Source organism: Novosphingobium sp. (assembly GCF_031424035.1).
In the GTDB taxonomy this organism is placed as follows: domain Bacteria; phylum Pseudomonadota; class Alphaproteobacteria; order Sphingomonadales; family Sphingomonadaceae; genus Novosphingobium.
In genome coordinates, this window is sequence record NZ_JANPGP010000148.1 from 1 (window position 1) to 2,716 (window position 2,716).

Annotated in this window: 2 protein-coding genes; both read left to right on the forward strand. The window is 63.8% G+C overall.

Annotated elements, in window-relative coordinates; all coding sequences use genetic code 11:
- Positions 1-79: 79 nt before the first annotated feature.
- Positions 80-1,099: a Flp pilus assembly protein CpaB gene (gene cpaB / locus RMO89_RS20250; protein WP_310535450.1), complete on the forward strand. Its 1,020-nt coding sequence runs from the start codon at positions 80-82 to the stop codon at positions 1,097-1,099.
- A 3-nt stretch (positions 1,100-1,102) separates the two neighbouring features.
- Complete coding sequence (locus tag RMO89_RS20255; RefSeq protein WP_310535451.1) at positions 1,103-2,689, forward strand: type II and III secretion system protein family protein; 1,587 nt, start codon at positions 1,103-1,105, stop codon at positions 2,687-2,689.
- The last annotated feature ends 27 nt before the right edge of the window (positions 2,690-2,716 follow it).

Below are 2,716 nucleotides of genomic sequence, written 5' to 3' on the forward strand. Positions count from 1 at the left end.
CAGGGTGAACCTGATTTTAACCAATTGGCACCATTCTCCGGACTGTATCCGGGAAATCCCAAAGGGGGCTTGAAAAGCCATGGACAAGAAGAAACTCCTGCTGCTGCTTGGCGCACTGGTCATTGCGATCGGAACCGCGCTGGCTGCTCGTAGCCTGTTTGCCGGCGCTTCCGCGCCCAAGGCAGAAGCCGCCCAGCAGGCGGTTCCGCAAGGCCCAAAGGTGCTGGTTGCCCAGCGCGCGCTTCCGGTCGGCACGATCATCACGGCCGATTCGATAGCCTTCCAGATGTGGCCCAAGGAAATGGTGCAGGACGCCTACTTTGTAGAAGGCGAGGCCGATATGGCCAAGCTGCTCGGCACAGTGGTCCGCAATCCAATGACCGCAGGGTCTCCGTTGACTCAGGGTTCGCTTGTCAAGCCCGGCGATCGCGGTTTCCTTGCGGCGGCGCTTGGCCCCGGCATGCGCGCCATCACAATCAACGTTTCGGCCCGCACCGGCGTGGCCGGCTTCATCTTCCCGGGCGATCACATCGACCTGATGCTTACGCAAACCGTGCGCAGCACCGGTGAAGATGCCCAGGCGCTGAAAGCGACCGAGACCATCCTCAAGAACCTGCGTGTTCTTGCCACCGACCAGGCCACCGACAGTGAAGTGGTCGAAGGCAAGACGGTGGTCCGCGAATTCCGCACGGTCACGCTCGAAGTGACGCCGAAGATCGCCGAGAAGATCGCGGTTGCCGAAACCATCGGCACGCTCAGCCTGGCGCTGCGCTCGATCGCTGACAATCAGGCCGAGCTCGAACGCCTCGTCGCCAGCGGCGCGGTCAAGATCCCGACCGGTGTGTCGAAGCAGGAGGAAGAGCGCATCCTGACCATGGCGATGAACCGCCCTGATGAATCGAAGGGCTCGTTCTCGACCGGTGGCGACGTGTCGCGCTTCCAGCGCACGTCGATGCCCAGCGCCCGGTCCGCCGGTGCCCGCCCGACCAGCAACGTCATGAATGCGGCGCCTGCCGGCAGCTTCCCCATAATTCGTGTCGGCCCCGTGGTTCGCGTTACCCGCGGCAAGACCACCACGGCTGAAGAGATCGGGAAGTAAGCCATGACCACGCCAGCCCTTCACCACCCCGCCGCGATTTCGAGGGACAAGACCATGAAACGCCTGCTCACCACCCTGCTTACCGCTGCATGCGTTTCGGTGCCCTTGGCCCTGACACCGGCCGGCACTGTCCAGGCCCAGTCGGTTACCCGCGCAGTCCAGGACATTCCGTTGTCCATCGGCCGCGGCCAGCTGATCAATGTTCCCGGACGCATGGCAGACGTCTTCGTCGCTGACGATAAGGTCGCCGACGTGCAGATCAAGTCGGCCAGCCAGCTCTACCTGATGGGCAAGTCCGGCGGCACGACCACGGTCTATGCCAGCAACGCTGCGGGTCAGATCATCTGGTCAGCCAATGTCCGCGTCAACTCGGGCCTCGATAGCGTCGACCAGATGCTGCACCTCGCCATGCCTGACGCCAAGATCGGCGTGAATACCTTTGGCACGGACACGGTCCTGCTGACGGGCACGGTCGCCGCTCCTGAAGACGCCGCCGAAGCCAAGCGCCTCGTCGAAGCCTTCATGGGCAAGGCCAACGTCATCACCCGCCTGAAAACGGCCACGCCGCTGCAGGTCAACCTGCAGGTCCGCTTTGCCGAGGTCAGCCGCTCGCTGGTTCGCGCAATCGGCGGCAACCTTGTAACCAAGGACAGCACCGGCGGCTTCAAGTTCGGCGTCCAAAGCGGCCGCCAGGGCGCGCTCACGGTCACGCAAAGCGTCCCGGCGACGGCAACCTCGCCGGCAATCCCGGGATCGGTCACCTTCAACGGCGCCAACGGCAAGACCTTGCTCGGCGGCTTCGGCAAGTTCCTCGGTCTTGACCTTGGCGCGGCCTTTGACCTTGCCGAACGCGATGGCCTGATCACCACGCTCGCCAATCCCAACCTGACGGCGCTTTCGGGCGAAACAGCTGACTTCCTTGCCGGCGGTGAATATCCGATCCCGATCAGCCAGGGTCTGGGCACGACTTCCGTCGAATACAAGCGCTTCGGTGTCAGCCTTGCCTATACGCCGACGGTGCTGGCCAATGGCCGCATCTCGCTCCGCGTCCGCCCGGAAGTGTCCGAGCTTTCGTCGGAAGGCGCGGTGACGCTTAACGGCTTCCAGATCCCGGCACTGACCATCCGCCGCGCGGAAACCACCGTGGAGCTGGGCTCTGGCCAGAGCTTCATGATCGCCGGCCTGATGAGCAACAACGCCCAGTCGACCATCGACAAGGCGCCCGGCGCTGGCGACATCCCGATCCTGGGCAACCTGTTCCGCTCGAGCGAATTCCGCAAGGGACAGACCGAGCTGGTGATCGTCGTGACGCCATATCTGGTCCACCCGGTCAACGCCAACGACATCAAGCTGCCGACCGACGGCTTCCAGGCCGCCAACCTTGGCCAGCAGCTGCTCGGCAACATCCAGTCCGATGGCCAGACCGGCGGCGATCGTCCGAAGCCCAGTCAGGTGCCCGACGCCAATGTCGCACCGAAGGTGGGCGAACTGCTCGAACCCGAGCAGCCGGCCAACAAGGCCAAGAAGACGTCCAAGCCGAAGACCGCCGACGCGGGCAGCGATGCACGCCCCGGCTTCTCGCTGAATTGAGGAAGGTAGCACCATGACCAAGATCTT